The 23,665-nt window shown below is 54.8% G+C and carries 17 protein-coding genes and 1 other RNA gene; 9 read left to right on the top strand and 9 right to left on the bottom strand.

The window, feature by feature from the left end; all coding sequences use genetic code 11:
• Window positions 1-10: 10 nt before the first annotated feature.
• Entirely contained in the window at window positions 11-1,348 is a 1,338-nt protein-coding gene (locus CAMM_RS04695; RefSeq protein ID WP_003849079.1) for a glutamine synthetase family protein, read from the bottom strand.
• Window positions 1,349-1,518: 170 nt separating this feature from the next.
• Between CAMM_RS04695 and CAMM_RS04690 the strand changes: the two genes are divergently transcribed.
• Together CAMM_RS04690 and CAMM_RS04685 are read left to right on the top strand one after the other, a co-directional pair.
• Window positions 1,519-2,631 carry a DUF2786 domain-containing protein gene (locus CAMM_RS04690; protein WP_003849082.1) on the top strand — a complete coding sequence of 371 codons (1,113 nt, stop codon included), beginning with the start codon at window positions 1,519-1,521 and terminating at the stop codon, window positions 2,629-2,631.
• A 162-nt stretch (window positions 2,632-2,793) separates the two neighbouring features.
• Window positions 2,794-4,692 (top strand): CYTH and CHAD domain-containing protein, encoded by a 1,899-nt coding sequence (locus tag CAMM_RS04685; RefSeq protein ID WP_003849086.1) that lies wholly within the window; start codon window positions 2,794-2,796, stop codon window positions 4,690-4,692.
• Between the two features lie 95 nt (window positions 4,693-4,787).
• On the opposite strand, the gene CAMM_RS04680 is transcribed toward CAMM_RS04685, so the two are convergent.
• Window positions 4,788-5,000, bottom strand: a complete 213-nt coding sequence (locus CAMM_RS04680; RefSeq protein ID WP_040356269.1) for a hypothetical protein — start codon at window positions 4,998-5,000, stop codon at window positions 4,788-4,790.
• Between the two features lie 159 nt (window positions 5,001-5,159).
• Here CAMM_RS04680 and CAMM_RS04675 point away from each other — a divergent pair, with 159 nt between their 5' ends.
• Window positions 5,160-6,443 (top strand): galactokinase family protein, encoded by a 1,284-nt coding sequence (locus CAMM_RS04675; protein ID WP_003849089.1) that lies wholly within the window; start codon window positions 5,160-5,162, stop codon window positions 6,441-6,443.
• A gap of 15 nt (window positions 6,444-6,458) precedes the next feature.
• On the opposite strand, the gene CAMM_RS04670 is transcribed toward CAMM_RS04675, so the two are convergent.
• From CAMM_RS04670 to CAMM_RS04650, 5 genes are all read right to left on the bottom strand, one after another.
• On the bottom strand, window positions 6,459-7,859 hold the full coding sequence (locus tag CAMM_RS04670) for a ribonuclease catalytic domain-containing protein (RefSeq protein WP_040356413.1): 1,401 nt from the start codon (window positions 7,857-7,859) through the stop codon (window positions 6,459-6,461).
• Window positions 7,860-7,923: 64 nt separating this feature from the next.
• Window positions 7,924-8,336, bottom strand: an RNA gene (rnpB, locus tag CAMM_RS04665) — RNase P RNA component class A.
• 9 nt (window positions 8,337-8,345) lie between these two features.
• Complete coding sequence (locus tag CAMM_RS04660; RefSeq protein ID WP_040356414.1) at window positions 8,346-9,515, bottom strand: bifunctional RNase H/acid phosphatase; 1,170 nt, start codon at window positions 9,513-9,515, stop codon at window positions 8,346-8,348.
• Between the two features lie 47 nt (window positions 9,516-9,562).
• Window positions 9,563-10,288, bottom strand: a complete 726-nt coding sequence (locus CAMM_RS04655) for a zinc ribbon domain-containing protein (RefSeq protein WP_003849092.1) — start codon at window positions 10,286-10,288, stop codon at window positions 9,563-9,565.
• Between the two features lie 125 nt (window positions 10,289-10,413).
• A complete protein-coding gene (locus CAMM_RS04650; protein ID WP_003849095.1) occupies window positions 10,414-11,568 on the bottom strand; it encodes a Nif3-like dinuclear metal center hexameric protein in 1,155 nt (384 codons plus the stop codon).
• Window positions 11,569-11,633: 65 nt separating this feature from the next.
• Between CAMM_RS04650 and CAMM_RS04645 the strand changes: the two genes are divergently transcribed.
• Together CAMM_RS04645 and CAMM_RS04640 are read left to right on the top strand one after the other, a co-directional pair.
• Window positions 11,634-12,167, top strand: coding sequence for a low molecular weight protein-tyrosine-phosphatase (locus CAMM_RS04645; protein ID WP_077715796.1), 534 nt, complete (start codon window positions 11,634-11,636; stop codon window positions 12,165-12,167).
• Window positions 12,168-12,179: 12 nt separating this feature from the next.
• On the top strand, window positions 12,180-13,226 hold the full coding sequence (locus CAMM_RS04640) for an SURF1 family cytochrome oxidase biogenesis protein (RefSeq protein WP_003849098.1): 1,047 nt from the start codon (window positions 12,180-12,182) through the stop codon (window positions 13,224-13,226).
• Window positions 13,227-13,320: 94 nt separating this feature from the next.
• On the opposite strand, the gene CAMM_RS04635 is transcribed toward CAMM_RS04640, so the two are convergent.
• Both CAMM_RS04635 and CAMM_RS04630 read right to left on the bottom strand, forming a co-directional pair.
• Window positions 13,321-14,919 carry a PTS ascorbate transporter subunit IIC gene (locus tag CAMM_RS04635; RefSeq protein WP_003849100.1) on the bottom strand — a complete coding sequence of 533 codons (1,599 nt, stop codon included), beginning with the start codon at window positions 14,917-14,919 and terminating at the stop codon, window positions 13,321-13,323.
• 67 nt (window positions 14,920-14,986) lie between these two features.
• Window positions 14,987-15,808 carry a PTS sugar transporter subunit IIAB gene (locus CAMM_RS04630; RefSeq protein WP_003849101.1) on the bottom strand — a complete coding sequence of 274 codons (822 nt, stop codon included), beginning with the start codon at window positions 15,806-15,808 and terminating at the stop codon, window positions 14,987-14,989.
• A gap of 252 nt (window positions 15,809-16,060) precedes the next feature.
• Here CAMM_RS04630 and CAMM_RS13100 point away from each other — a divergent pair, with 252 nt between their 5' ends.
• The 4 genes from CAMM_RS13100 to CAMM_RS04615 all read left to right on the top strand — a co-directional run bounded on the left by CAMM_RS13100 (window position 16,061) and on the right by CAMM_RS04615 (window position 23,599).
• On the top strand, window positions 16,061-16,330 hold the full coding sequence (locus CAMM_RS13100) for a hypothetical protein (RefSeq protein WP_003849103.1): 270 nt from the start codon (window positions 16,061-16,063) through the stop codon (window positions 16,328-16,330).
• The gene (locus CAMM_RS13095; RefSeq protein ID WP_040356272.1) at window positions 16,282-17,730 is read left to right on the top strand and encodes a hypothetical protein; all 1,449 of its coding nucleotides are present in this window, start codon (window positions 16,282-16,284) and stop codon (window positions 17,728-17,730) included. The genes CAMM_RS13100 and CAMM_RS13095 overlap by 49 nt, the downstream gene beginning before the upstream one ends.
• Before the next feature lie 12 nt (window positions 17,731-17,742).
• The gene (locus CAMM_RS13090; protein WP_003849107.1) at window positions 17,743-19,392 is read left to right on the top strand and encodes a sigma factor-like helix-turn-helix DNA-binding protein; all 1,650 of its coding nucleotides are present in this window, start codon (window positions 17,743-17,745) and stop codon (window positions 19,390-19,392) included.
• A gap of 757 nt (window positions 19,393-20,149) precedes the next feature.
• Window positions 20,150-23,599: an exonuclease domain-containing protein gene (locus CAMM_RS04615; protein WP_003849110.1), complete on the top strand. Its 3,450-nt coding sequence runs from the start codon at window positions 20,150-20,152 to the stop codon at window positions 23,597-23,599.
• Window positions 23,600-23,665 lie beyond the last annotated feature (66 nt).

Genomic DNA, 23,665 nt, shown 5'->3' with positions numbered 1-23,665 from the left:
GATGGTGCGTTTATAAATTGAGGTTATTGGCCAATTCATACGTGGTGATCTGCTTTTGGTAGTTGTGCCACTCATCCCACTTCGCGCGCAAGAAGAATTCAAAGACATGCTCGCCTAAGACCTCCGCCATGAAATCGGAGCCTTCTAACATGCGCAGGCTGTGATCGAGCGAGGTTGGCAAGTCCTTATACCCCATGGCCCGGCGCTCGCGACGGGTGAGCGAATGCACATCGTCTTCTGCCGGATCCCCTAGTTCGTAGCCTTCGCGGATGCCTTTGAGCCCTGCTGCCAATAGCACCGCATAACCCAGGTAGGGATTCACGCCGGCGTCGACGGAGCGAATTTCCACCCGGCGGGATTCTTCTTTGCCGAGGCGATAGGTAGGCACTCGCACCATGGCGGAGCGATTGGACACTCCCCACGTCGCGGTGCCGGGAGCCTCATTGCCAAATTGCAGGCGCTTATAGGAATTGGACCACTGGTTGGTAATTGCCGTAAATTCCGGCGCGTGTTCCAAGATGCCGGCGATAAATTGCTTCGCGGTATCCGATAAGGAAAATTCATCATCTGGATCATGGAAGGCATTGGATTCGCCTTCAAATAATGACAAATGCGTGTGCATGCCGGAGCCCGACCACTGCTCAAAAGGCTTCGGCATGAAAGTCGCACTCACACCCTGGCGCACCGCGACCTGTTTGATGATGTAGCGGAAGGTCATGATGTTATCGGCCATGCTCATGACATCGGCGTGGCGTAGGTCAATTTCTTGTTGGCCCGGCGCGGTTTCATGATGCGAGAACTCCGTGGCAATGCCCATAGATTCCAAGGCCAGGATTGCTTCCCGACGAAATAGCGGCACGTCATTGTGCGTTGCCTGATCGAAGTAGCCGCCATTATCTGTCGGCTGCAGGTTTTCTAAATCTTCCGTCTGCTTGAGCAGGAAGAACTCAATTTCAGGTGAGGCCATGCAGGTAAAGCCATCGGCAGCCGCTGCTTGTACCTGGCGCCGAAGGATATGGCGCGGGTCAATTAATGAGGGCTGACCATCCGGCATGATGACATCACAAAACATGCGTGCAGCCTGCATATCCGGCACGGCCTGCTCAAAGGGCAACACCTGGAACGTGGAGGGATCCGGCATCGCGATATTGTCGGATTCCGAAATACGCGAAAAGCCCTCAATCGACGAGCCGTCAAAGCCCACGCCTTCATCAAATGCTGATTCCAGCTCCGAGGGGCTCATCACCACTGATTTCAATCCGCCCATGAGGTCTGTAAACCACAATCGAATAAAGCGAATATCGCGTTCTTCAACGGTGCGCAGGACGAATTCGTGTTGGCTACTCATGGTTTTGACCTTAGTAGAAACTACCCATCCAAGTTGTGGGAAACCCTCGTGTTGACCCAACCGCCAGCGCCACCACGCCACGGCAACAACCGTGAACCTTTATGGCTTCCCGGCAGTCTAAATAGCTAGTAACCACCTAGGTTTTTAAAAATTAGACAAGGAATATAGCTGTGAACCGACTCCATCACCTCGACCCGTATTTAGTCCGCACCTTAATTCACGACATCGTCACCGTTGCCCAACGCGGCTGGACACCAGAGGATTTAAAACATGTTCTAGGCCCCGCCTCCTGTGCGGTGTTAGAAAAGGCCGCGCCACAAGTCCCAGCGCGCACCGATGTGGTAAAAATCCGCCAAGCCTGGCTCAGCTTTCGCCCTACCGACATGGAGCTTTCTTTAGCCAGCACCATTACTGAGCGCACCGTGACCTCGTGGATGACCAAGATTTACCGGCTGCCTTTTCTACGTGATGCCGAGGTGATCTCCACGGTGCAGCCACATTTTAAAGACCCGAAGCAAAAGAAGATGCACGACAAGATTCAAGGACTACTCGCCAAGGCCGAATCCACCCAATTCGAAGACGAAGCAGATGCTCTCATTGCCAAGGCACAAAAATTACGCCAGCAATACCGAATCGACTCTGTGCTGGAAGAGTTAGAAAATTCATTGGAGGAAGTCATCGCGCTGCGCGTGCGCATTTCCGCTCCCTGGGTCAAGCACCAATTATCGCTATTATCTTCGGTCGCCTATGCAAATGGCGGGACCGCAGTCTTGCTGTCTGATTTCGGCATTTGCACCGTCATGGCCACCCGCGATGATGCCGAGCACATCGTTGACCTATTCCACTCGCTGAACCGCCAACGCGCCTGGTTTATGAAAAATTCCGACGGCGCCAAGCTAGCTGCCGAGGATGGGGAGACTGCATCCTATCGCCGCAGCTTCATTCTGGCGTATGCCTCCAAGATCAGAGAACTACTCCACGACGCCAATGTCACAGCAGCACAGGCCCACGATGCAGCCACTGCTAACGCTGCCGCGAATCAGGATAATGACGACTCGGAGCAGCGCTCGTATGCGATTACCTCACGGGCTTTGCCAGCGCTAGCGCGCCGACAAACTCAAGCAGAAGACGCCTTGCATGATCTTTTTCCCAACCTATCGAGCATGAATTTATCCATGAACCACATGCGCGGCATTATCGACGGCGTCGATGCTGCAGAGCGCTCACATTTAGGCGGCGATAAATCCGGCATCCACACCGGGCGTAACCAGCTCGCCTCTTAACACCAGCGCAGGCAGAAGCCGACTTCTACCTGCGTATATCCCTGTGACCTCGCGGTGACAATTTTCACTGCGGAGACAATCCAGAAGGCATAAGACAAGGTAAGCTTGGTGCAGGAAACAATCAGGTTTATAAAACAATGCAACTAGGTAGTAGGTGGGTTAATGTCAGCGCAGCAAGCTCAGTCATTTTTGGAAGTTGAAGCCAAGTTTTCTGTCTCGCGATCCCTTCCCGCCCCAGAAATTACTGAACTACCGGGCGTGGCAGATATCGGGGAAACGCGCAGCGAATCCCTGTCCGCCATTTACTATGACACGAAAGACCTGCGCCTAACCCGCGCCAAGGTGACCTTGCGCAGGCGCACCGGCGGTCATGATGATGGCTGGCATATCAAGCTTCCCAGCGACCTCGGACGAACTGAGCTTCACGCCGAGTTACAAGACCCGGTCGATGGTGTATACACCGTCCCGCAGCATTTGCTGGCGAATGTACGCAGCATTATCCGTAACCACCCAGTTCAACCCATTGCCCAGGTGGATAACCAACGCACCGAGCAAGTCCTAGTCGATGCCGATGGCAACCCGCGCGCGGAATTTTGCGACGATAACGTCACCGCGTGGTCCTTACTACCCGGTGGTCAACAGACCTCCTGGCGCGAATGGGAAATTGAATTAGCAGGTGATTTGCCCGGTACCGACGAAGGTACGGATTTCATCCACTCCGCCACGCAACAATTCATTGCGGCTGGCGCACGCGTTTCTGCGTCTCCTTCCAAGCTGGCCTCGGCCCTGGGCGATTCTATTGAAAACGCTCCCCTGCCGGCCTCGATGCGCACTGCCGATGTGGATAAGAAATCACCAGCGGCAGCCGTGGTCAAAGCTTTGGCCGCCAACCGGGACAAGCTCGTGGCCTATGATCCGAAGGTACGCGCCGATGAATGGGATTCAATCCACCAGATGCGGGTAGCCACCCGTGAGTTGCGCAGTCACATGGAAACCTTCCATGGCATCATTGGCGGCCCCGAAATTAAACACATTGAAGCCGAGCTTAAGTTGCTCGCTAGCATTCTCGGCGTAGCTCGAGATGCCGAAGTAGTCGAAGAACGCTGGCAGTCTCTATTGGCAGCCGAAGACTCCGACACCTTAGATGACACCACCCGTGGCCATATCGCCAACGACATGGGCAAAGAATATGCCCGCGCCCACCGCAAAGTCGTCGCCGCATTAAATTCTGACCGCTACCTAGAACTGCTGGATTCTCTCGATGAATTACTAGCCAACCCACCCGTAAGCTCACCAGAGGGCGAGTTCCCCGAAGCGGTTCCCGCCGCAGGCGAAGCTGCCGAGGGCGAAGCGGCAGTTGATACAGACGAATCTGCCGAGGGCGAAGCGGATGCAAGCGCGGCCACTGAAATCACCACGTCTGATATCGATTCCTCCTCAAACCAGGTAGCTGAAGCCTCGGAAGAAGAGGAAGACGCTGCCGACGCGGCTGGAACTGACGAGTCGGATAAGTCGGAACAGCCTGACGAAGCCGACGAAGCCGAGCCGGCGCGCAAGAGCAAGAAAGAAGAAAAAGCGGCGGCCAAGCGCGCGGCAAAGAAGGCCTCCAAAGAAATGGAGCAGGTGCTAGCAGCGCATCTGCATCAGGCTTATACGAAGTTGCTCAAGCGTCATAAGAAGGCCACGAAAAATTGGGATAATGACAAGCTCACGCTGCATGAGCGCGAAGATTACTATCACGATATGCGCAAGGCTGCGAAGAAGTTGCGCTATGCCGCCGAGGCCGCTGGGTCCGCCACGAAGCTCAAGACCAAGGGGCTTTATGCAGCGTGCAAGAAGATGCAGTCAGTCCTCGGTGATTTCCAAGATTCGGTTACCTCACGTGACAAGCTGCTGCACTTGGCTACCTCAGCGCGCCGGCGCGGAGAAGACACCTTTGGCTACGGCTTGTTGTACCAGCGCGAGCGTGCCATTGGGCTGGAAGCCTTGAAAGATTATGAAAGCGCGATGAAAGCCATCAACGAAGCGTTTAAGCCGCTGAAAAAGCAGATGGATAAATAACTTCCCTATCGCTTCACAGCACAAAGTTCCTTTCACTTGCCATAAGAATGAGCAGCGAGTGAAAGGAACTTTGTGTGGGTCTAGTGATTAAAGGGTTATTTCTCCCACGACGGAGTCTGGCCCCAATCATCTTCTTTTTCGTCTTCGTTATCGGCTGCTTTATTGCGGGCAGCGGCGATTTCTAGTGCCGCACGAGCTTCGGCTTCCGAGTCATAAGGGCCCATGCGGTTTTCCCAGCCAGCCTGCTTGCCTTGGGATACGGTACCGGTTGATGGGTCAAAGTACCATTGGCTTTCTTCTGTGGCCATGAGCATCTCCTTAAATAAGTTTCTCGATCGTTAAAAAGCCTTGCTATGGCTTATGCTTTCCCACACTACCGCCGCGGAATTTATCGCGCCCGCTAAACTATTAAGGTAGTTAGCTCGACCCAATCCATTATTTACCCCCATGCAAGGAGCCCGATCAGCATGCCGATGTGGCCCGCACCTACTACTTCAGCTTCCACCCGTGTCAGGGAAGCTCATACCGCACACGCAGGAGTACCTGCACAAGCGGTTGCCAGCGCCCCCGGCACGTGGTCGATCGCTGGCGAGCACGCGGATCACTTCGGCGGCATCGTCGTCATGGGTATTTCAGACCTGCGCACGGCGGCGGCAGTATCCCCGCGCACCGATGGCACCATCCAGGTACGCGTGTTAGCCACCACTGCCAATGGCGAGCAGCAGATCGATGATTCCATCACGCTCGATGAGCTGGCGGAGCGATACGCGCAGCAGCAACCAAGCATCGACGAGCAAGGCCGTCCGGTTACTCCCCCGTCACCGCAAGGTTCGTGGGCTGCGCGCATTGGTGGCGTTATTTGGACCATGATTAACCGCCAGCTGCTCTCCCGGGAAACTGCCGGCGCCGATGTCACCTTAGTCTCCGATATCCCCTTGGAAGCAGGCATGGGTGCGCTATCCGCCGCCGATGTCGCAGTCGCACTCGCGATGATGCCTGAGGGGTCAGATTTGGACCATCCATTGCGTGCGCGCATCGCAGAAGTGTGCACCCAAGCAGTTGATACCTTCTCCTCGCTGCCGTCGCTGCGTGCGCGCCATACCGCGGCGCTGCGCACCGAGGCAGGATCGGTGAGCATTATTGACTACGCAGATAACTCCGTAACGAAGGCCGCAGCCCCAGTGGCTGGTACTTTCCGGGCATTTATTCTCTTTCCTGACGGCACGGAAGCACCAGATCAAAGCGAGCATATTCAATCCCGCAAGCACTTCATCGATAATGCCAGCCACGCTTTTGGTGCCGAGTCGCTGCGCTTGCTTCCCGATGCCCCTGAGCGCGTGATTGATTGGCTCAACGCGGTGCACAAGGTACACGGTTCGGCAGGTCAGCCAACCGTGGCAGAGGCTTCTGGCTGGCTGCAATTTTATGACGCAGAAACCCAGCGCACCCATCAGGTCGCACGTGCCCTGCGCTCCGGCGCGTGGAATGAGTTGGGCGGAATCCTAGCGCTATCCCAACAAGACCTAGTCACCCACTATGGCCTCGACAACGCCGAAGCACTCAGTGAGCTAGCGCTTGCCCGCCGCGCATTGTCAGCCCGTGCTGCTTCTGCTGGCACGTCCAATGCCGTGTTGACCTTTGTCCCCCGCGAGCGCGCAGAAAACTTCGCAGCCGATTTCGCGGCCGATGGCCTCATCGTTGTACCGATTGATCACGGCACCGAAGCAGCTATCGAGCCCACGTCCGAATAGTCCCGCTTAAATTATCTAATCCGCTGGCCACGCGAATTTAACCTCGCGTTTATCGGGGTCAGCGGTAATGAGCGAGACCTTCACGCTTTTGCCCTGGGGTGGGGCGCCGATGACATCGGCAAGCACGGGTGGGTCCGCGACAAAGACGGAGGCGGTATCTTTCTCCTCATCGCGGGAGAGCACGATTGCTTCAAAGTTATGCCCCACCCAGGGTTGCAGGACTTTGGCCTCTACCCAGTTGAGCACGGCCTTATCCACTTGGGAGGCTAGCTGCGAGGTACGCCGCATGGTCGCAATGACTTCATCGGCTTTGTCTGTCACCCAGGCAGGGATCTCTTCGCCGGCGCATAATGCCAGGCACACCTCGGAGGCGAAACGGTCAACTAAGCGGCGCAAGGGCGCGGTGACATGGGCATAGTAGCCGCCAATGCCCGCATGGATCTCGGCGTCGTCATCGCCCAGCCAGACATAGTCCGCACCGCGCAGCAGCTTTTGTGCCAAGCGCATGGCAGCCATGCCGCGCGGGTCATCGGCGTTAATGGACAAGAGAAATTCCGAGATACTCTGCTCGCCCACCTCATAGCCCAGCGCGGCAACGCCTTGGAGGAATGCCTGCTCAGATTCCTCAGTCGCAGCCGGCAGTGTGCGCAGGAAACCCACGCCGTGTTCGGCCATGAGCTGGCCAGCGCACATGCCCGTCAGCAGGGAAATCTCCGAGTTATAGTCCATGATTTCATGGCGAGGTTCAATGACCAGTTCAAACTGGCCATCGTCGCCTTCCACCACGCGCTGGGACGGCAGGCGCAAAGAAATCGCGTGTCGACGCAACGAGGATGCTTGGCGCAATTTGCCCACCTCCGGCAGCAAGGCAATCGAGGAATGTAGCTCACCGCTGATCAAATCCTGATGCGCCTGGTCATAATCTAGTCGCGCACGCGAGCGCACCAACGCCCGCTCAACGTGGAAACTATTTACCTCACCGGAAGCGTCCAGATGGAAAGTCCACACCACGGCTGGCCGGTCGACATCGGGAAGCAAAGAAGCCTCGCCCTGGGATAGCTCGGCTGGGTGCAAACGCGCAGGTTCATCGGGAAGATAAATCGTTTGTCCGCGCCGCAACGACTCTTCTTCGATGACCCCGCCGGGTTCTAAAAAGGCTGCGACATCCGCGATGGCGTAGTAGACAATATAGCCAGCGCCGACAGAAGGCTTATCGATGAATACCGCCTGATCCAAATCCATCGACCCTTGCGGATCAATGGTTACCAGTGGGAGATCACGCATATCCGTGCGCGTGGAAGGAAACCGATCGCGGGCTTGGGCGGCTGCTTCTGTCACGGCGTCATCAAAGTCCGTGGGTATGTTGAACTCTTCGGCAATAGAGTCAAAGTCCAGGTGCGCAGCATATAACCTCATGCCGCCCCATTGTTCCAGATTTCTCTGCTTTCGCGCGGCAAAAGCATAAAAAGGAAAATGAAAAAGAATGAGCCAGCCTATAAGCCGGATTCTGTACTGCGCAGGTGCAATACCCACGCAGCGGTGAACATCCATCTGGACGTGTCGTTGCCAACACGCCTCAAGCGGCTACCTTCAGGTTCGAGCGAGCAGCTCTCCAACACCTGATCAAGCCCGCTAATAACGGGCCATGATGCCTTGCTTTCAGTGGGGTTTACCCAGCCGCCCCAATCACTTGGGACGCTGGTGCGCTCTTACCGCACCGTTTCACCCTTACCGCGCTTGCACGCGGCGGTCTACTTTCTGTTGCACTTGCCCGCAGGTTGCCCTGGGTTGCTGTTAGCAATCACTGTGCTCGATAAAGTCCGGACTTTCCTCGGCTTTTGCTTACCCCGGCAAACGGAGCAGTTCAATCGCCGCGTTCACCCGGCCGACTCATTCCAGCGTTTATTCTAGCGCACCCAAGTGTCCAACATCATTTACGCAGCGCAGCAGGGATCCATCGGACCAAAATTCCACATCGCTAATCGATGCCAATCCCAAAAACACTTTCTCAAACACCGCTGCGTTGCCGTCGAGTGCTTGGCGGATAAACGACTTAATGGGATTGACGTGTGAGACCACCAAGACGGTTTGCCCAGCGTAGCGCTGCTGTAATTGCTTGCGTGCGGCGCGTACGCGTTTGTGCAATTGCTGCAGGGACTCCCCATCGGGGCAGGATACGGAGCTATCTTCCATCCATTCTTGCAAGCGCTTGCCGTCGTGTTTGCCCACGGCGTCGAAGGATTCACCTTCCCACTTGCCGAAGTCCAGCTCAATGAGCTCGTCGACGGTTTCTACCTCGTCAATGCCCAGTGCTTGTGCTGCTGCTTGCGCCGTTTGCTGGCAACGTTTCAGCGGTGAAGACACAATCACATCAAAAGACAGCCCGCGATTAGCCAGCGCCTGTGCTGCCGCCAAAGCTTGCTTTTGCCCATGTGGCGTTAACTGCACATCCGTATGACCGGAATATTTCTTATCCACGCTCATCTGCGTTTGCCCGTGGCGCAGCAGCACAAAGCGCGTGACATCGCCACGATCACCCATCCAGTCCTGCGGATCCGGCGCTGCGGTCTCATCCACCGCTGCTGAGTCCGGTTCTGCTGCAGCCGGCTCGGCTGAGGCAGATTCTTCTGCCTGCTCGCTGCGGACGATGCCTACTGGGTGGCCGGCGGCGCAGGCATCCATAGCGTCATTGGATAATTTATCCGCCACGGAGTTTTTGCCACGCGCGACCCAGTCGAGGGAAAAAGACTCAAACTTATTGATGATCTTCTTCGCCTCGACGGCCAGGCGCTGCATATCGGGATGCTTGATTTTCCAGCGGCCATTGATTTGTTCGACCACGAGCTTGGAGTCCATGTAAAACTCCACCTCGGTCGCCCCTAGCTCGGCGGCGCGTTCTACACCGCGCAAAAGCCCGTGGTACTCGGCGACGTTATTGGTGGACTTTTTGCCCACCACGTACACAATTTCATCCAGGATGGTGGACCCATCGGCGGCATAGATAACCGTGCCGGAGCCAGCCACGCCGGGATTGCCGCGCGAACCACCATCGGCATAGATAATGACCTTCAAAAATTTCATCCTATGTCTATAAAACCTGGTGTCCTGCCCGTGTCATTTTAGACAGGGCGAACCAGGTAAGAACCACAATCAGAACACTGTGGCATTTCATTTTTCGGCGCATTGCTAATCGCAGAGCGCTCGGCCGGTGGCAGCACCATCGAGCAGCTGCCGCAGGTCTTGCCTGCTTTGAACTCTTCGACGCCGACGCCATTTTCGGCGCGCTGGCGTTCAAATTCCGCCAACGTTTCATCGTCGAGCTGCCCGCGCAGCTCGGCGATTTCTGCATCGATATCGCGTTCGGCACCCACCGGCTCTGATTCTTGTGCTGCCTCAAAGGCCCGGCGCGCGGTTTCTACGGCGCGTGCTGCGTCATCGACACGCGCACCGTGTACGTCACGGTTATTGCGCAGCGCATGGATTTCATTGTGCGCTTCTTGCAGCTCACTCATCAGATCCGCAATGCGGGACTTCGCCGCGTAGCGGTCATGTTCTAATTCACGACGCACATCAGGATCCGTGGCTGCCGACAGCTGCTGTTTATCATCGCGCTCGCGCTTGCGCAGCTTGCGCTCATCGGACTGGATGCGCAGGATGTCATTTTCGACATCATCGACAGCCATTTGTGCAGCCGCCGCGGCATCGAGCGCGCGCTTGTGAGCTTGTTCTGCCTTTTCTAATTCCGTCTTTTCGGGCAGCTCCGGGGCCTGTGCTCCCGCGGCGCTCAGCCGCAAGGTGCGAGAAAGCTCCAGCAGGACTTGTTGTTTTTTCGGTTCAAGCTTCATCGATGTCGTCTCCTTATAAAAGTCTTTATCTTCAATATTCAGTATTCTGTCTGGTCTACACCCTCGCCGCGCCACCAAGCATGCGCCAGTGGCAACAGCAGGAACTGCAGCCGTAGAAACTTGGCTTATTCTGGGCGCTCCACCGGGTGCGCAGAAATGGTCCAGGGATCCGTTCGCAAGGAAATAATCTCACACTCCACATTAGCCCCCGCGGCAACTACTTCTGAAGCCTGCTGCGTCCACGGGAATTCACTGGCCCAATGGGCCGTATCAATCACGGCTGGTCCCCCGGCGCGCAGGTGCTCATCAACTGGGTGGTGGCGCAGATCAGAGGTGACATATACATCCACACCGAGTGCGCGTGCCTGGTCCAGGAAGCTATCGCCCGCGCCAGAGGATACCGCGACGCGCTTGACCTTTTGTTCAGGGTCTCCGGCGGCGCGAACACCCCATGCGGTTTCAGGAAGGGCATTGGCGACTTGTTGAGTAAATTCCTGCAGCGTCATCTCCTCGTCCAATTCCCCAATGCGGCCTAAACCATAAGCGGTATTCAGGTCATGAGTCGGAGCCATTTCCACCACATCAAAGGCAGGTTCTTCATAGGGGTGCGCTTTACGCAGCTTGTCGATGATGTGCCCGCGCAACGATGATGGCGCCACAAATTCCACGCGCATCTCCCGATCCGTAAAGGCCTGTCCCACGGTTCCGGTGTGCGGGTCGGCGCCTTCTTGTGGGGTAAATTGCCCCTGGCCTTCCCATTGGAAGGCGCATTCTGCATAGTCCCCAATCGCGCCGGCGCCGGCGGCAAAGACTGCAGCCTTGACGTCTCCAAGCGCATCGACAGGCACGTGCACACCCCACTTATCAATGACCTTCGGGGCTTTGGGCACAATCGGTCGACCTGGAGTAATGCCAACGAGCTCCGCGAGCTTGTCATTGACTCCAGGACGCGCGGAATCAGCATTGGTGTGCGCGGCGAACAGTGCAACGCCTCCGCGAATAAGAGTGTGGATGACCTTGCCTTTGGGAGTATCAGCCGCGACTGATTCCACCCCGCGCAGCAATAGCGGGTGGTGGATGACCAACATGTCCGCGCCGATTTCCACGGCTCGTTCTGCCACAGCCTGGGTGCAGTCGAGCGCGAAGGCTACTTTGCGCACGGGTGCTTGGGGATCGCCACAGATTAATCCCACGGCATCCCACTTTTCTGCCAGATACGGCGGGTAGGCGGTGTCAAGGACTTGGCGAATATCTGCCACGGTGGATGTCTCGAAGCTCATAGTCTCCTATCCTATATGTCACTTCCAATTGCTTCTTTGACCACGATGCTGGTAACACAGACCATATGTCCGATACTTTCGTGTCCTCATCATCGTCTACTCCCCACTCTGCGGACGAGACCTCGCCGCAGGTACATATTTGCTTTGTCTGTACCGGAAATATTTGCCGCTCCCCGATGGCAGAAGTTATTGCCCATGAGGCTTTCGAAGACGCCGGCCTCGACGGTGTCACTCGTACGTCTTCCTGCGGGTTGGGCGGCTGGCACGTGGGCCAAAAGGCCGATAAGCGCGCCATTGCGGAGCTGCGCCGCGCCGGCCATGATGGCGATAGCCACCGCGCGGCCAAGCTCGGACCTGAGCACATGGATGCTGATGTGTTTATCGCGATGGATGATGGACACGTCGATGGCTTACTCGCCGAAGGCGTGGACCCAACGCGTATTCACAAGATGCGCTCTTTTGATGAGCAATCTCCCGAAGGCGCAGATGTCGAAGATCCGTACTACGGCTCCCCAGCAGATTTTGAACGCGCACGACAAGAAATTGAAGCCGCCGTGCCTGCATTAGTGGAATGGGTTAAAGACCTAGTCAAGCGCTAGACTAGGGGCATTATGCGCGAACAGGTGAAAAAGAAAAAATCTCGGTGGACCAGCGTCTTGCGTCCAAGCTGGATCCTTCTCATTCTTTTTGTCATTGCGTTTACATACGTCTCTATCACGGTGCTCTCACCCTGGCAGCTCAACAAAGACGATGACATTGTTGAGCGCAATCACCAGCTCGAAGCAGCCTTTGAAGAAGACCCCATTCCCTACCAAGACGTCTTTGACAACGGTTCTTTGGATGCCGATGAGGAATGGAAGCGCGTGACCTTATCCGGTCACTACCTCAATGAGGACGAAACTCTGTTGCGCATGCGCCCGGTCACGTCGGGCCCGTCCTATCAATCCCTGGTACCTTTTGAGACCACGCAGGGGGATGTCATCTTAATCAACCGCGGCTGGATTGAAGCAGGACCTGCCAATGCGGTACCGGAAGACCTCGAATCCGCGCCGAGCGGCCAAGTTGATCTCAACGGCTTTGCCCGTCTAGGCGAAGCCGTCCACCCCAATCCCCCGATTGAACGCGATGGCTACACGCAGGTGTATTCCATCAACGCTGAGACCATCACCGATGTCACCGGCGTGGACGGATTAAGCACAGGCTTCGTGCAGCTTTCGGATGACCAACCGGGCGGCCTGAACACCATTCCCCTGCCATCAATGGACCGCGGTAATCACTTGTCCTATGGCTATCAGTGGATTGCCTTCGGCATCTTAGCTCCCATCGGTTTGGGCTGGTTTATCTATTCCGAAATCCGCGAGCGCCGCCGCGCCGAAAAAGAACAAGCCGAACTCGAAGCACTCGGCACCACCGACAAGGACGACAACGCCGATGCCGCAGGCGCCACGGAGGTCACAGAGTCCACGGAGTCCACGGACGCCTCAGCTGACAATGCCACCGCCACTGTTGCTTCCAGCCCTGCTGAGCCCGAGCAATCCGAGGAACCAGTGGTTACTAACACCACCACCGTGGCTTCCCGGCGCCGCCGTGCCCGCTACGGCGATGCGCACCCCGACCACTACGCGAAGTTCAATAAGCGCTCCCAAGACCGGGCCTAACAAGTCACATCGAAAAACCTAAAGGGCGTGCCGTGGTGGATTTTTCCAACGGCACGCCCTTTGTCTACTAGCTAATTCTCCCGCGCAGCTCCTTTTAGTACTGCGGAGCCGGAGGAACCGGCGCTCCCTGCGGTGGAGCAACCTTGGGGTATTTCGCAGACGCTGCGGTGAGCCCAGAAGAGACGGACTTGGCTGCGCCGTCGCCCGTGGCAGCGTTCGGGTCGCCGGCAGCTTCGGCGGCACCAGCTGGGGATTCGCGCCAAGGGGTGGGGTCCCAGTTGGCATCGACAAGCTTGCGTTGTGACCACCAGCCTAGGGCGAGTACGGCGATGCCGATGAGCGCGCACAGGATAATGCCGAGTGCGCCGCCTAGCTGTGCGGACCAGCCCACGAGGATGCCAAACCAGCCGAAGTCGGCGTCGCCGAAGGTGGTATTGGCATCGCCAAACGTGCCCAGCACGCCGAGCAAGAACGCGGGCAAGATGGTGATGATAAGACCGTTGACGAAGGCACCGAGCATCGCACCGCGGCGACCACCTGTGGCATTGCCGTAGACACCGGCGGCACCGCCGGTAAAGAAGTGTGGCACCAGTCCGGGCAGAATCAGCGCGACGCCGAACATGGGGTTAAGCCATACGGCTAGCAGCGCCAGGCCGGTCAGACCACCAATGAAGGAGGAGATAAATCCGATAAGCACCGCATTTTGGGCATACGGGAAGACAATTGGCGCATCCAATGCAGGAATGGCACCCGGGACGACCTTGGCGGCAATGCCTTGGAAGGCGGGAACGAGCTCACCCAGGATGGTGCGCACACCAAACAGGATAACCGCGACGGCAACGCCGAATTGCAGACCTTGGGTGACTGACTGCATGATGAAGTTGCCCACGTCGGTGGCACCATCTGCAAAGGCGGTAAACGCTTCTTCTTTGCCAGCACGGGCGAGGAAGAGCAGCGCCAAGATGATGTACATAATCGCCATCGACAGCGCGGTAGACACCATGGAATCGCGCAGAAAGCGCAGGCCTTCGGGCAGCTTCAAGTCTTCTGTCGAAGGGCTTTGCTTGGCTTTCTTGCCGCCGACTGCTTTGCCGGTCGCAGCTGCCGCAACGTAGCCTAAGGTGCCAAAGTGGCCAATGGCAATGGAGTCATTGCCGGTAATCCGGCGCGTCCAAGGGTGTGCGATAGCAGGCAGAGACACCATCAAAATGCCCAGCAAGATAGCACCCACTACAACGACGACCCAGGTGCTATAGCCGGTGGTCGCCAAGATGATGGTCAACATGGTGGCCATAAACAGCACGTGGTGGCCAGTTAAGAAGACGTAGCTTAACGGCGTAAAGCGCGCGAGTAGCAACGACACCGCAAAGCCTAAAATCATCAGCCAGGCTACTTGGCTGCCGTATTCGGCCTGCGCGATACCCGCGATGGCCTCATTGGTCGGCACCACACCGCGCATGCCGGTGGCGCCTTCAATCATCACACCCAACGGCTCCAGCGATGCGGTCACCAGTCCCGCACCTGCGCCGATGAGCAAAAAGCCTAAGGTGGCTTTGATCGCGCTGCCTAGAACTTGGCCAATGCCTTTGCCCAGTGCGGCCATACCAATCGCGGTAATAATACCGATAAGGTACGCCGGCACCGCAAGGATCTCATTGACCAAAAATTGCGCGATGGAAAGTACTACATCCATTGTCTTGTCTTTCTGTTAATTTTTCGAACTTGTAACCCGTAGGCGCTGTCATAAGCGTCTTTGGCTTTTACAACGCGTACAGCTCACGTAGCGCGGCATCAATTTCACTCAAGGAGGTGAAGTCTTTAATCACCCACACGGGCACGCCGACATCGCCCAAGGTGGCGGCAATTTCGCCGGAGGTCAAAATGAAGTCGGCTTCTTTCGCGCGGCCTTTCGCCGAGATGGTATCGGTGGCTTCTACGTTGATGAGTTTCGCCCAGCCCCAGTCGCTCAGGACTTCATCGAGGGAGTTTTTCAAAAACAATGAGGTGCCCAAGCCATTGCCGCATACAGTTAATACTTTGCCTTTAGATTCCACAGTTGCGTTCTTCGGTGCATCGCTTGTCGATGCTGTTGGTGCCCCTTGGGGATTCGCGGCTACCTGTTTCGACGCTGCCCCAGGTCCTTCTAGGAGCCCACGGAGTTCATCGGCAGTAGCGACGGTATCTAGCTGGGCGCGGGTATCTTTCTTACCCAAAAGCTTCGCGAGTTCCTTCATGGACTGCGTGTGCGCCTTGTCGTCTTGCGCAGCAAGTGCAACGACTAGGTTGACTGGGTCATTGGTGCCGTGGCCAAAAGCGACCGGGGTTTCCAATCGGACCCAGGAGATCGCCGTTCGCTTGACGGCCTCTGAAGGGCGCGCGTGCGCAAAAGCAAAGCCGGGAGCCACCACGATATATGGGCCGTTGACTTCCAGAGACTCAATCATGGCCTGAGTGTAGGCAGAGGTAATGGCCCCGCTGCTTTCTAAAAGCTTTCCGGCTATGGTGATGGCGTCACGCCAATTAGCCGCGCGGGCGTTTAAATCAATCGATTCATCACCCAGAAGATCATTTAACTGTGACATTGACAGTCCTTTCTTTTAAAAGTGGTTAGTCTCAGCATAAACTCACGCTTTCCGCAGCCCTATGTAATGTGATTAATCCCCTTTGCGATTGATAGGTTAAGCAATCGTTATAAATCTTGCCTCTTCGGTGACGCATCATCAGACTAGGCTGATAGTAAATCGCCGTCCCCTATCCGACTGTCCTGCCTCGGAGGTTTAGAATGTGAGACCACGGGCTTAAGCTCCTCCGACCGCGTCGTTGAAATCGGCATCGTGCTTTCAGATGGCAAGTTCCAGGTGGAAAAGACCTGGGACACCCTGATTAATCCTGAGCGCGATATTGCCAATTCTTTCGTCCACAAGATCACGGATGTAGATGTTGCGCAGGCTCCTACTTTTGCTGATATCGCTAACACGGTTGCATCGCTGTTGGCGGGTCGCACGATGCTTCTTTTGAGCAACGCTGTTTACGCCAGGAATTCGCACGCCTCGGGGTGGTCTGGCCAGCCTATGGCGACTGGATTGATGATACCCAAGAGTTGAGCAAGCAGCTGCTAGGTACAGGCAAGCTCCAGCAAGCCTTAGAAGCCGCGGGCATCATCAATTTCCGTCCGCATTCCGCACTTTCCGATGCCATGTCGACCGTAAAACTGCTGCAATGGCTCGCGCAGCAAGATTCTGACATTACGTTTAACACTGGCCAGTTATTTATCTATCCTTCTGGCCTGCCTAATCCGCATGCCGCGCTCTCGCGCAGTTCCGGGATTGATGCTGATGAACAGCGCTGGCTCTTGCGCTTGGTTAAGACCTTGCCGCGGTTTAATAATCCGTCCTTGCAGAACTACCGCAATATTTTGTGCGAGGTCATTGCAGATCGCGAAATTGATGATGCTGAATTTGCTCGCCTGCAAGCTGCCGCGCGTGATGAAGAAATCCAGGACGCGGACATTAGCTCCCTGCACCGTGAAGTTGTTCGGCAACTAGCGCTGGAAACTTTATTGCACAGCGTGAACTTGGCAGATGATCTGCCCAAGCTGGAAAAGGTCGCTGCGCAGCTTAACGTCGATGAGCAAGTCATCGACAAACTAGTTAAACCGGGATACGCGCACCATACTCTCGAGCTTAATCCTGGCGACCGCGTCGCGTTTTCCGGCACCTTGGAAATCCCCCGCGAAGAATGGGTACACCGCGCTACCTCGGCGAGTCTGGTTGTCGAACAAGTCTCAGACAAGACCAAGGTATTAGTCGCGTCTAACTTGGATTCTGACAGCGCTAAGGCACAGACTGCGCGACGGTTAAATATTCCGATGGTCACCGAATCTAAGTTTGCGAAAATCTTAGGCACTCATATCGACATTGATTCGAGCTTGGACTTTAACGCGAATTTTGCAAATAACGATATCGATCACCTCCAGCTGCAGCGCGTATTTCCATGGTTTGATGGTCCCGCAGGTCAGGTGCACACCCCAACGTGTGTTGCTCAAGCTTGGGTAGATAATCACCCTGAACAAGCACTGCAGGACATCTCGCCATTTTTAGACGCTGCTTCCACGGTCGATATCGACCGCGAAGGCACACACGTCATGCGCGAGATTGATGGCCATTCCGAAGATCTCCTGCACCTTTCGGTCAAAAAGATCGCGCAGTGCCCGAACGTAGGAAAGCTCAAACTTAACTCGATCGTCGTTTCTGCGGTTTTCTCAGCTCTTGACGCCAGCGAAAACGCCCGCGATGATGCTGCTTTAAAGTCGCCCGCAACTGCTTCACTGGCAGCAGCATCTGCTGCGACAGATTCACTTGCCGCGGGTATCTATGCTTCCGGCTACGACATCGCTTCTGCCACTTATTCCACTACTCCTTTTTCCGCAGATGGCTTCGATGCCAGCCCGCAGCAGGAATTGGACGCTTATGCAGCAAGCGTTTTGGACGAGAAATACAGGTAGCTCAGCTTTGGTATGGGCTGGATTGATCTGAAAAATGACCTCATTCCCACCCCAGGCACCATTTCGCTGCCACCCGAGGTCAGTAACAAGGTTAGCGAAGTCGCGCATCTTTTTGAAAACTATCCGCCGCTGCTCGTGGTTTTTGAAGAAGCCATCCAAGAGCTCATTGATGCGGCTAGGGGCGATGAAAGAAAATTCGCCATCATCGCTAAGCGATGGATCGGCGACGCCACCCTTGATGACCTCGGAAACCAATTTGGCATAACGCGCGAGCGCGTACGCCAGCTCGAGGTGGAATTACGCGAGGATTTTAACAAGTCGCGTGACTTCTACGATGCCGTTTTAGCCAAGATTGAACGCTTCATCGGGCGTGCCATCCGGCTGTATGTCTTAGAAGAACGTTTCCCGTTTTTGATGGACCGTGCACAGCCGTTTGATACCACCTACGGCAAGCTGTTTACTGCCATTGATGGTGGCTGGGTCATTCGCAATGGTTGGGTATTCTCACCGACTTTCGAAGAGGACATCGCGCAACTGTTGGAGGAAGAAAAGAATGAGTACGGGGTTGCGCTCAAGCACAATGTGCTTGCAAAATCTGGCATTAGCGAACGCTTGCTCAATGAGTATCTAACGCGTGAGCTGAGCCAAAAGGTTATTTCCATCAAGGATTATCTGATCATTGATGCCGGCTCCCACAACTCCCGCGCGGTGGCGCTGTTGTCTATTCATGGCGAACCGATGACGCTGGAAGAAATTCAAGCACGGCTGGGCACGATGAATCTTCGAAGTGCGCGCGGCCAGTACGCTGCGGATCAGCGTTTAATTAGGGTCTCCGGTGACCAATGGGCATTGCGTAGCTGGGGTATCCCAGCGTTTTCTTCCATTGCCGACTGGATTTCAGAGAAAGTTGATGAAGAGGCTGCGATGGCTGCCCAAAATGGCGGCGAGCCGCAAGGTGTTAGCCTGGACTATCTCCTTTCCCAGGCTGGGCGCCTGCGCCTCAATGAGAATTCCATCCGCACCTATGCGACATCTGATTGGCTAGAGCTTGTCGATGGCCAAGTTCGCCGCCGCGAACCGGACATCGACACCCCAATTGGCAGCTCGATTGCTCATTCGCAGAATGTGTATTTCCGCCAAGGCCAGTGCCACCTGCTGCTCACGTTAAACAAAGATCATGTGCGCGGACGTGGCTTCCACGTCCCGCGCGTCGTTGGCAATCACTATGGTCTTAATTTTGGTGATGGAATCGACCTGACAAGTCCCTACGGCACGGTCCGGATGGGTACGGATAAACTGCGCACCCTCAGGTTGTCCTCTATCCGTCGCTTTATTGAGAGCCTAAACGCAGGCGTCGGCGACCGCGTCTGGCTGACTTTTGGTGATGACCGGAGCTTTGCGGTTTCTCTTGCGCCAAAGTTCCAACCGGAGCTAACTGGTTTTGCGAGCCTGTATAACCACATCGGTTTGGACATCACCGCCCCAGAGCTTGGCCGTCTTCTCCAACAGGAAGCTGCAGACACTGCTATCAGCCCAGCAGACCTCCTAGCGCCCATCAACGAGGCTTTAGGATTAAGCCCCGATGCACCGCGCCGGCGCACGGTCTCGCTGCTGCGTCAGCGCAACCAAGACGATCTGGCGGATGCTATCTCCGCTCTCTAAGGTCCACCGCCAACGTCGCCTTGCCCCTGCCGTAGCGTCATAGTTGATACTTGCAGCTATGGCGCTACGGCTTAAATTTCTTAAAAGATTCTTTTTCTGCCTGGTGGTTTTAACTGTGGCACGATGATAATTCTGCGCGGGTTTGGGCTGGTTTCTAACCTAGCTGTCCTGGTGACATTTGTGAGCGTGGACTTGCCATTGCCACTACTTATAGTGACGATAGCTGGCATTTTGTTACACCAGCTGAAAAAACACCTGGCTTGCGTGGCCAATGGCGCGATTTGCGCCGACTTAGACCTCGAGGCCTGCTTGGATGGAATTTTGGGCACCTTGTATTACCAAACGGTAGCGCGTAGTGCAGCTTCTCAGGCCCTGAGACGATTAACCGCTGCCGGAGTGCCTTTGAGGTGTTTTGGCGCGGCATGGAAGCATAAGGTGAATGTTCCCTCGAAAATAGCGCTGTAACGTCTAGCGCGCTTGCTCCCTTTACCGAGAAGGGTAAAGCGCACTTTTCGATCGAAAGCATTCCTACAGGTACACCCAGTTGGTGTGATTTACACCCCGATTAGCACGTGTGCGGATAATCATTTGTTATTTTGACTGAATGAGAACTGTGAAATAACTATGCTAGGGCACAATATTGCATCAGAGTGCCTCTTTACTGCCCTTTCCCGGCTTTTCTCTTGCATCTCCTCCTTGTTAATGTGATTTAAATCTCCCATGATTTAGTTCGCTTCTACCCCTCGAGGTCTTTATCATGTCGCAGCACAATAAATTCGCCGTAGTTGATTTTGAAGCCACTGGCCTCAGTGCCGCCGACCGTATCGTCGAGATTGGTGTTGTACTCCTTGACAACAACCTTGAAGTGGAACAAACGTGGGATACCTTGGTCCAGCCTAACCGCGAGGTGCCTAATTCCTTTGTTCATAAGCTGACCACTGCAGACTTAGAAAAGGCGCCCACCTTTGAAGGAATCTCCGCTAAATTCGCATCACTTTTGGATGGACGCACGGTAGTTGCACATAATGCTTCATTTGAGGAGCACTTCATGCGTCAGGAATTCTCCCGCTTAGGTGTTCTCTGGCCTAATTACGGCAGCTGGATCATTGATACCGCTGTACTTAGTGAGAAATTCTTAAACAAGTCCCAGTTCCAGGAAGTTCTAGCTGCAGCTGGCATCATCAATAAGAACCCGCACCAAGCGCTATCTGGCGCTATGGCAACTGCTGATCTCCTCAAGTGGCTAGTGGATAATGATTCAGATCTGATTCTCAATAATAAAGGTCTGAGCATTTGTCCTTCCGGATTGCCAGCATCGCAACCTGAATTGCAACGAGCTAATCTGCATCGCACTGATACACAGAAACAACGAGAAAATGTGTGGCTGTCTCAGTTGGTTAAAAACCTGCCTGAGGCAACCGGAGAATCTCTCAAGCATTACCGCGCGCTAATGCTCGAAGTAGTCTCGGATAAGACGATTACGGCAGAAGAGCTGGATAAACTCAACACTGCCGCAGCTGCCGATGGCATAGATGCCGCCGATATTCGCTCATTGCACCGCGAAATCATCCGCCAACTTGCCATTGAAGCACGCATGGATGGCGTGGTCACCGCACGAGAGATCAAGACTTTAGAGAGCGTCGCAAAAAGTCTGAATGTTGATGCAAAAGTCGTTGATGAAATGCTCGAACAGGTCTCTGAGAGCCCACTCAATGAGCCTCTGCAGCTCTCCCCCGGGGATCGTATTGCTCTGACCGGCACCACGGAAGTCAGCCGCGAAGAATGGAACTTGCGTGCCACCGCAGCGGGCTTAGTAGTTGGCGAAGTGGCCAAAAACACCAAAGTCTTAGTCGCCTCAGATCCAGGCTCCCGCAATTCAAAAGCGCAGCGGGCACGCGAACTCAATATTCCAATTGTTAATGAGACCAAGTTTGCTGCCCTTTTAAACACACTAATAGATAGTGATACTAATTCCAGCTTCGACTTTGATTTCGGGCATGTTGATCAAGGATCTAAGAAACTCGCCAAGGTGTTTCCGTGGTTTGAGGAAGTATCCGATTCCCTCCCGATGCCTGGATCAATTGCGCAAGCTTGGGTCAAACACCATTTTTCAGAGCCGATACATAAGATATCACCATTTTTGAATGAAAATTCAACCGTCGATATTGACAGCGAAGGCTCCCGAGTCGTCCGCGGTATCCAAGAGCGTTACCCCAATATTTTGGAAGCCTCGGCTGAATTGGTTGGTGATGCTCCGGGCGTCGGCAAGCTCAAGCTGCAATCTGTCATTGTCTCGGTCATCTACGCTGCTATCGATGCCAGTGAGCAAGAAACTGTTGAGTCGGAGATTAAGCAACGCCTAGGTTCAAATGAATGGGGCGAGCTTGCTGCCGATATCTATGCCACGGACGATAATTCAATTTCCGCTGTCTACGACGATGCGGCATCACATAATGAAGTCCTAGAATCCCGCGTGGACTTAGAGGTACAAGACCGCATCGATGCTATTTTGCATGAGAAATATAAGTCCATCAGCTTAGGATTTGGTTGGATTGCACTGCAAAATGACATGGTCCCTACCAAGGACACTATTGACCTTCCTTCTGGGCTGGGGCACTACCTCGACGATGTGGATCAGCTATTTGAAAACTACCCTCCTATCCGGATGGTCTTTTCCACTGCTGGGGAAGAACTCTTCAAGTCTGCGAACGGTGATGCACGCAAACTAGCTATCATCGAAAAGCGTTGGGTTGGCGACCAGACGCTAGATGAGCTTGGGGAACAGTTTGGGATTACCCGTGAGCGTGTCCGCCAGCTAGAAAAGCAAATGCGTGATGATTTTAATCAAGACGGCGTAATCTATGACGCAGTTCTTGAGAAAATTGAAAGATTCATCGGTCATGCGACGCGCCTGGATATACTGCGCGACCGCTTCCCAGATTTGACCTCACAGGCTGAGCCTTTTGATTTTACTTTCGGTCAGATGTTTACGGCCGTCGGTGGCGCCTGGATTGTCCGGGATGGCTGGGTCTTTAGCCCGAATTTTGAATCTGATGTCCAGCGGGTGCTCCACGGCGTCAAGAATGAATACGGCGTCGCTGAGAAAAAGACTGTGGCCGAAAAGGTCGGCATCACAGAAAACCTCCTTAATGAATATTTGGCGCGTGAACTCAACCAAAAGGTCATCCCGATCGGTGATGAGCTCATTGTAGATGCCGGTTCGCATAACTCTCGCGCCGTTGCGCTGCTATCGATCGTGGATGAGCCACTAACCGCGGAAGAAATCCAGGACTACTTGGGGGCGGTCAATGCTCGAAGTGCATCGAATCAATATTCAAATGACCCTCGCATAATTAAGGTTTCTGGGGATCAGTGGGGTCTTGCAGATTGGAATCTACCTGAGTTTCGTACCATCGCAAGCTGGATCACCGAACTGGTTGACGAGGAGGCCGCAACCGCAGCTGCGGCCGGCGAGGATCCTCAGGGCGTCAGCTTGGATTACCTGTTGTCCCAGGCTGAGCGCCTGCGCATCGCAGAAAATTCGATCCGCGCCTACGCCCAAGCTGATGGACTAGAAATCATAGAAGGTCAGGTCTTAAAGTCGGCCAATCATGTCAAGGAAGTCATCGGCGGTTCCATTGAAGAATCCAATAGTGTTTATTTTCATGATGGCCAATGGCACCTCTTGCTCACGGTTAGCTCAGACCACCTACGCGGAAGCGGCTTTGGTATCCCCCGCGGTATTGGCAACTACTATGAGATTCTTATAGGTGAAAAAATTGACCTACACAGTCCTCTCGGCGATGTTCAAGTCGGTGTCAATAAATTAAAAAACGTCGCAATCTCCACCATTCGTCGCTTCTTAGAAGTGCTCGGTTCACAAGTTGGTGACCGCGTGTGGCTGAAGTTTGGTGATGACAATACCTTCTCCGTATTCCCAGCACCTGCGCTTCGTGACGACCTCTCAGGTTTCGCCCGCCTTTACAACATTATGGGCATTGATATCAGGGATGAGAACATCAAGTCGCTACTTGCTGCGGACAAAAACTCGACGGATCCTGCTCAGCCGGAGAGCAATCAACAGAACATGCTGGCTCCTATCAATGACTTCCTAGGGCTTTCTTCCAATGCTCCACGGCGCCGTACGGTGTCTATTCTTCGCCACCGCAACCAGGAGGATCTAGCTGAGGAAATCCAATCTCTCTAAAACCCCACACCAATTGGATTTTAGCCTTACTTCTTAACTGATTCTGGGCGCATCACGTCTCCTTGA

The organism is Corynebacterium ammoniagenes DSM 20306, assembly GCF_001941425.1.
In the GTDB taxonomy this organism is placed as follows: Bacteria; Actinomycetota; Actinomycetes; order Mycobacteriales; family Mycobacteriaceae; genus Corynebacterium; species Corynebacterium ammoniagenes.
The sequence above is the reverse complement of the archived record's forward strand: the minus strand, read 5'-3'. Positions and strand labels throughout refer to the sequence as shown.